The 6,871-nt window shown below is 62.0% G+C and carries 5 protein-coding genes; all 5 read left to right on the top strand.

Features of this window, described 5'->3' with window-relative positions; translation table 11 throughout:
* Positions 1-351 precede the first annotated feature (351 nt).
* The 5 genes from gcvH (at position 352) to ACE04F_RS19980 (ending at position 6,836) form a co-directional block, all read left to right on the top strand.
* Positions 352-735: a glycine cleavage system protein GcvH gene (gcvH, locus tag ACE04F_RS20000; protein WP_486109361.1), complete on the top strand. Its 384-nt coding sequence runs from the start codon at positions 352-354 to the stop codon at positions 733-735.
* An 11-nt stretch (positions 736-746) separates the two neighbouring features.
* Positions 747-3,596 carry an aminomethyl-transferring glycine dehydrogenase gene (gene gcvP, locus ACE04F_RS19995; protein ID WP_486109359.1) on the top strand — a complete coding sequence of 950 codons (2,850 nt, stop codon included), beginning with the start codon at positions 747-749 and terminating at the stop codon, positions 3,594-3,596.
* A 103-nt stretch (positions 3,597-3,699) separates the two neighbouring features.
* Positions 3,700-5,076, top strand: coding sequence for an L-serine ammonia-lyase (locus ACE04F_RS19990; RefSeq protein ID WP_486109357.1), 1,377 nt, complete (start codon positions 3,700-3,702; stop codon positions 5,074-5,076).
* Positions 5,077-5,107: 31 nt separating this feature from the next.
* The gene (gene gcvT / locus ACE04F_RS19985; RefSeq protein WP_486109355.1) at positions 5,108-6,232 is read left to right on the top strand and encodes a glycine cleavage system aminomethyltransferase GcvT; all 1,125 of its coding nucleotides are present in this window, start codon (positions 5,108-5,110) and stop codon (positions 6,230-6,232) included.
* A gap of 391 nt (positions 6,233-6,623) precedes the next feature.
* On the top strand, positions 6,624-6,836 hold the full coding sequence (locus ACE04F_RS19980) for a cold-shock protein (protein WP_027902257.1): 213 nt from the start codon (positions 6,624-6,626) through the stop codon (positions 6,834-6,836).
* Positions 6,837-6,871 lie beyond the last annotated feature (35 nt).

Raw genomic sequence — 6,871 nt, 5'->3', positions numbered from 1 at the left:
GACTGATACACCGCGTTCGCGAGCAGGCTCGCTCCCACAAGGTCTGACGGGCACATCTAAAAACGACCTCCACTGTACTGAAAGCGCTACAGCGGAACGATATCGCTACATCCCACTTCAGCCTGCGCAGCGTAAGGCTCTGATCCCATAACGATTTTATCCGGCCCAGGCGCTGTAGCGATTTCGCTACAGCACGAAAGATTATCGCCGCACGACAATCCTGCAACTTATTGATAAATAGAGAATTTCTTATATTGGCCACGTTCTTGCTAAGGCTTTAACCATTCGGCCGGGCCAAGCCCCGCGCCTTTCTTCGCGTCCACCAGACGAAATCTGGCCCCAGGAGTTTCCATGAGCGAGTTGCGTTTTACTAAAGATCACGAATGGCTGCGCACCGAAGCAGACGGCAGCGTCACCGTAGGCATTACCGCCTTCGCGCAGAACGCATTGGGCGACGTGGTTTTTGTGCAACTGCCTGACTTGCAGTCCTACGCCAAGGGCGCCGAAGCCTCCACGGTTGAATCGGTGAAAGCCGCCAGCGGCGTGTACATGCCCCTGGACGGTGAAGTGCTTGAAGTGAACGACAAACTCGACGGCAGCCCGGAACTGGTCAACGAAGATCCGCTGGGCGACGGCTGGTTCTTCCGCTTTAAACCGACCGACGCCGACGCAGTGGCTAAGCTGTTGGATCAAGACGCCTACGATCGCCTGATCAAAGCCAACGCCGAAGCCTGAGGAGCCACGACATGACCGTTAATCTCGGCACCGCCAACGAATTCATTGCCCGCCACATCGGCCCGCGTGCAGACGACGAGCAAGCCATGCTCGAGCGCCTGGGTTTCGACTCCCTGGAAGCCCTGAGCGCCAGCGTCATTCCGGAAAGCATCAAGGGCACCAGCGTGCTGGACATGGGCGACGGCCAGAGCGAAGCCGACGCACTGGCCTCGATCAAGGCCATCGCCGGCAAGAACCAGCTATTCAAGACCTACATCGGCCAGGGTTACTACAACTGCCACACCCCGGCACCGATCCTGCGCAACCTGCTGGAGAACCCGGCCTGGTACACCGCTTACACCCCGTACCAGCCGGAAATTTCCCAGGGCCGTCTCGAAGCGCTGCTGAACTTCCAGACCCTGATCAGCGACCTCACCGGCCTGCCGATCGCCAACGCCTCGCTGCTCGACGAAGCGACCGCCGCCGCCGAAGCCATGACCTTCTGCAAACGCCTGAGCAAGAACAAGGGCAGCAATGCCTTCTTCGCTTCCCAGCATTGCCACCCGCAGACCCTCGACGTGCTACGCACCCGTGCCGAGCCCCTGGGTATCGACGTGGTGGTCGGTGATGAACGCGAACTGAGCGAGGTCAGCGGCTTTTTTGGCGCACTGTTGCAATACCCCGCCAGCAACGGCGACCTGTTCAACTATAGCGAGCTGACCGAACGCTTCCACGCCGCCAACGCCTTGGTGGCTGTCGCCGCCGACCTGCTGGCCCTGACCCTGCTGACGCCTCCGGGCGAATTCGGTGCGGACGTGGCCATCGGCAGCGCCCAACGCTTCGGTGTGCCGCTGGGTTTCGGCGGCCCGCACGCGGCGTATTTCTCCACCAAGGATGCGTTCAAGCGCGACATGCCGGGCCGTCTGGTCGGCGTATCCGTGGACCGTTTCGGCAAGCCGGCCCTGCGCCTGGCGATGCAGACCCGCGAGCAACACATCCGCCGCGAGAAAGCCACCAGCAACATCTGCACCGCCCAAGTGCTGCTGGCCAACATCGCCAGCATGTACGCTGTGTATCACGGCCCCAAAGGCCTGGTGCAGATTGCCAACCGCATCCACCACCTGACCGCGATCCTTGCCAAGGGCCTGGGCGCGCTGGGCCTGAGCGTCGAGCAAGAGCGCTTTTTCGACACCCTGACCCTGCACACCGGCGCGCAAACCGCCGTGCTGCACGACAAGGCCCACGCCCAGCGCATCAACCTGCGCGTGGTGGATGCAGAACGCCTGGGCCTGTCCCTGGACGAGACCACCAGCCAGGCTGACATCGAGGCGTTGTGGAGCCTGTTGGCCGACGGCAAGGCCCTGCCGGACTTCGCCACCCTCGCCGCGAGCGTGCAAAGCCGCATCCCGGCCGAGTTGGTGCGCCAGTCGGCGATCCTCAGCCACCCGGTGTTCAACCGCTACCATTCGGAAACCGAGCTGATGCGCTACCTGCGCAAGCTCGCCGACAAGGACCTGGCCCTGGATCGCACCATGATCCCGCTGGGTTCCTGCACCATGAAACTCAACGCTGCCAGCGAAATGATCCCGGTGACCTGGGCCGAGTTCGGCGCCCTGCACCCGTTCGCCCCGGCCGAGCAGAGCGCCGGCTACCAGCAATTGACCGACGAGCTGGAAGCGATGCTCTGCGCCGCCACCGGCTATGACGCGGTGTCGCTGCAACCCAACGCCGGCTCCCAGGGTGAATACGCCGGCCTGCTGGCAATCCGCGCCTACCATCAGAGCCGTGGCGAAGACCGTCGCGACATCTGCCTGATCCCGTCCTCCGCCCACGGCACCAACCCGGCCACCGCCAATATGGCCGGCATGCGCGTGGTCGTGACCGCGTGCGATGCCCGTGGCAACGTCGACATCGAAGACCTGCGCGCCAAGGCCATCGAGCACCGCGAACACCTCGCCGCGCTGATGATCACCTACCCGTCCACCCACGGTGTGTTCGAGGAAGGCATCCGCGAAATCTGCGGCATCATTCATGACAACGGCGGCCAGGTGTACATCGACGGCGCCAACATGAACGCCATGGTCGGCCTCTGCGCCCCAGGCAAGTTCGGCGGCGACGTGTCGCACCTGAACCTGCACAAGACCTTCTGCATCCCTCACGGTGGTGGCGGCCCGGGCGTCGGCCCGATCGGCGTCAAGTCGCACCTGGCGCCGTTCCTGCCCGGTCACGCGAACATGGAGCGCAAGGAAGGTGCGGTGTGCGCGGCGCCGTTCGGCAGTGCGAGCATTTTGCCGATCACCTGGATGTACATCCGCATGATGGGCGGCGCCGGCCTCAAGCGCGCCTCGCAGCTGGCGATTCTCAACGCCAACTACATCGCCCGTCGCCTGGAAGAGCACTACCCGGTGCTCTACTCCGGCAGCAACGGCCTGGTGGCCCACGAATGTATCCTCGATTTGCGTCCACTCAAGGACAGCAGCGGCATCAGCGTCGATGACGTCGCCAAGCGCCTGATCGACTTCGGCTTCCACGCACCGACCATGTCGTTCCCGGTGGCCGGCACGTTGATGATCGAGCCGACCGAAAGCGAGTCGAAGGAAGAACTGGACCGCTTCTGCGACGCCATGATCTGCATTCGTGAAGAAATCCGCGCGGTGGAGAACGGCAGCCTCGACAAGGACGACAACCCGCTGAAAAACGCCCCGCACACCGCGGCGGAACTCGTCGGCGACTGGACTCACCCCTACAGCCGCGAACAGGCCGTGTACCCGGTGGCGTCGTTGATCGAAGGCAAGTACTGGCCGCCCGTGGGCCGGGTCGACAACGTGTTCGGCGACCGCAACCTGGTCTGCGCCTGCCCGTCGATCGAAAGCTACGCATAAAAGCAGCTACGAGTTTCAAGCTTCAAGCTACAAGTTAAAAGCCGAACGGCTCTTCTTGCAGCTTGGAGCCTGCAACTTGCAGCTGCTCCCCCAGGAGCTCCCCATGTCATTAAGCGTGTTCGACCTGTTCAAGATCGGCATCGGCCCTTCCAGCTCCCACACGGTTGGCCCGATGCGTGCCGCGGCCCGGTTCGTCGAGGGCCTGCGCCGCGATGACTTGCTCAAGACCACTGCCAGCGTCAAAGTCGAGCTGTATGGTTCGCTCGGTGCCACCGGCAAGGGCCATGGCAGTGACAAGGCCGTGCTGTTGGGCCTGGAAGGCGAGCACCCGGATACCGTGGACACCGAAACGGTATCCGCCCGGCTCCAGGAGATTCGCAGCAGCGGTCGCCTGAACCTGCTCGGCGAACACCCCATCGAATTCAATGAAAAGCTGCACCTGGCGATGATTCGCAAACCATTGGCCTTCCACCCCAACGGCATGATCTTCCGCGCCTTCGACGCTGCCGGGCTGCAAGTGCGCAGCCGCGAGTATTACTCGGTGGGCGGCGGTTTTGTGGTCGACGAAGGCGCCGCCGGTGCCGACCGCATCGTCGAGGACGCAACACCGCTGACCTTCCCGTTCAAGAGCGCTAAAGACCTGCTCGCCCATTGCAGCACTTATGGTCTGTCCATCAGCCAGGTGATGCTGACCAACGAAAGTGCCTGGCGCCCCGAAGCCGAAACCCGCGCCGGCCTGCTGAAGATCTGGCAGGTCATGCAGGATTGCGTGGCTGCCGGCTGCCGCAATGAAGGGATCCTGCCGGGCGGGCTGAAGGTCAAGCGACGGGCCGCCGCGCTGCATCGCCAGCTGTGCAAGAACCCCGAAGCGGCATTGCGTGACCCGCTGTCCGTGCTGGACTGGGTCAACCTGTATGCGTTGGCCGTCAACGAAGAAAACGCCTACGGCGGTCGCGTTGTCACCGCGCCTACCAACGGCGCGGCAGGCATCATTCCGGCCGTACTGCATTACTACATGCGCTTCATTCCCGGGGCCAACGAGGATGGCGTGGTGCGGTTCCTGCTGACAGCCGCCGCCATCGGCATCCTCTACAAGGAAAACGCTTCCATCTCCGGCGCCGAAGTCGGCTGCCAGGGCGAAGTCGGCGTGGCCTGTTCCATGGCAGCCGGCGCGCTGTGCGAAGTGTTGGGCGGTACCGTGCAACAAGTGGAGAACGCCGCCGAAATCGGCATGGAACACAACCTCGGCCTGACCTGCGACCCCATTGGCGGCCTCGTCCAGGTGCCCTGCATCGAACGCAACGCCATGGGCTCGGTGAAAGCCATCAATGCGGTGCGCATGGCCATGCGCGGCGACGGGCATCACTTCGTCTCCCTCGACAAAGTCATCCGCACCATGCGCCAGACCGGCGCCGACATGAAAAGCAAATACAAGGAGACCGCCCGCGGCGGTCTGGCGGTCAACATCATCGAATGCTGATACGCGCCACTTTCATTTTCCAGGAGCTGATATGTCCACCGAACAATTGTTTAAAACCCCGCTGCACGCGCTGCACCTTGAGCTGGCCGCGCGCATGGTGCCATTTGCCGGCTACGACATGCCCGTGCAATACCCGCTGGGCGTCATGAAAGAACATCAGCACACCCGTGATCAGGCCGGGCTGTTCGATGTGTCCCACATGGGCCAGATCCGCCTGACCGGCGCCGACGCCGCCAAAGCCTTGGAAACCCTGGTGCCGGTGGACATCATCGATCTGCCGGTGGGCATGCAGCGCTACGCCATGTTCACCAACGATAACGGCGGCATCCTTGACGACCTGATGGTCGCCAACCTGGGCAATGACGAACTGATCCTGGTGGTCAACGCCGCCTGCAAGCATCACGACCTGGCCCACCTGCAAGGGAAAATCGGCGACCGGTGCAGCATCGAACCGCTGTTCGAAGCCCGCGCCCTGCTCGCCCTGCAAGGCCCGGCCGCGGTCACCGTACTCGCGCGCCTGGCGCCGGACGTGGCGAAGATGACCTTCATGCAGTTCCAGCGCGTCACGCTGCTGGGCGTGGATTGTTTTGTCAGCCGTTCGGGCTACACCGGTGAAGACGGTTTCGAAATCTCGGTACCTGCCGCCGACGCGGAAAAGCTCGCCCGCGCCCTGCTGGCCGAGCCAGAGGTGGCCGCCATCGGTCTTGGCGCACGAGACTCCCTGCGCCTGGAAGCCGGCCTGTGCCTTTACGGCCACGACATGAACACCGCGACCACACCCATTGAAGCCAGCCTGCTGTGGGCGATCTCCAAGGTCCGCCGCGCCGATGGCGCTCGTGCCGGGGGTTTCCCGGGGGCTGAAACCATCTTTGCCCAGCAACAGAACGGCGTAAGCCGCAAACGCGTCGGCCTGCTGCCCCAGGAACGCACACCAGTGCGCGAAGGCGCGGAGATCGTCAACGAAGCCGGCGAGAGCATCGGCACTGTATGCAGCGGCGGTTTTGGCCCGACGCTGGGCGGTCCGTTGGCGATGGGCTATCTGGACAGCGCCTACGTGGCATTGGATACACCGGTCTGGGCCATTGTGCGTGGGAAAAAGGTACCCCTGCTTGTAAGCAAAATGCCATTCGTTGCACCGCGCTACTACCGTGGTTGATTGGCTGTTTCTATAAGTAACGCGGTTGCGTTAAACGTGCACTAATGTGTAACGCAACCGCCATAAAAAGGTGCATGTTTGATATTCAGCGGGCTTATAACGTCGCGGAACTATTGGACTAGCCTTTCGAATAAGCCCTCCCCAGCAAAACATCTAAATCGCCAGCAAGCTGAGCAAATCCGGGCCCTTGAGGGGGGTTGTTTTTTCATTGGAAGTTGGCGTAGAGTTTCGTCACTGTGTTTGCATGGGTCGCTTGGATCGTGACCTGGGCAGTAGCCTACGAAGTTAGCTACATCCCGTTCGACGTCATCTTACTTTCCTGCAACCCAGCCCCAGTACTCTTTCGCGTTGAAAGAGGCTGTCATTAATTTAGCGTCAAGGAAATAAGAAAATGGCTGAACGTCAGAGCGGTACCGTCAAGTGGTTCAACGACGAAAAAGGTTTTGGTTTCATCACCCCTGAAAGCGGTCCGGACCTGTTCGTGCACTTCCGCGCCATCCAGGGCAACGGCTTCAAGAGCCTGAAAGAAGGCCAGAAAGTCACTTTCGTCGCGGTGCAGGGCCAGAAAGGCATGCAGGCTGACGAGGTTCAAGCCGAGGCCTGAGGCTTTCGCAAACTAAAAAGCCCCTGATTGATATC

The sequence above is a fragment of the Pseudomonas sp. AGC41 genome, assembly GCF_057334555.1.
Note: the sequence above shows the minus strand (reverse complement) of the source record. Positions and strands in the feature narration are given on the sequence as shown.

Coding starts and splice junctions, on each gene's coding strand:
- gcvH (WP_486109361.1), top strand. CDS start 352: ATGAGCGAGTTGCGTTTTACTAAAGATCACGAATGGCTGCGCACCGAA.
- gcvP (WP_486109359.1), top strand. CDS start 747: ATGACCGTTAATCTCGGCACCGCCAACGAATTCATTGCCCGCCACATC.
- ACE04F_RS19990 (WP_486109357.1), top strand. CDS start 3,700: ATGTCATTAAGCGTGTTCGACCTGTTCAAGATCGGCATCGGCCCTTCC.
- gcvT (WP_486109355.1), top strand. CDS start 5,108: ATGTCCACCGAACAATTGTTTAAAACCCCGCTGCACGCGCTGCACCTT.
- ACE04F_RS19980 (WP_027902257.1), top strand. CDS start 6,624: ATGGCTGAACGTCAGAGCGGTACCGTCAAGTGGTTCAACGACGAAAAA.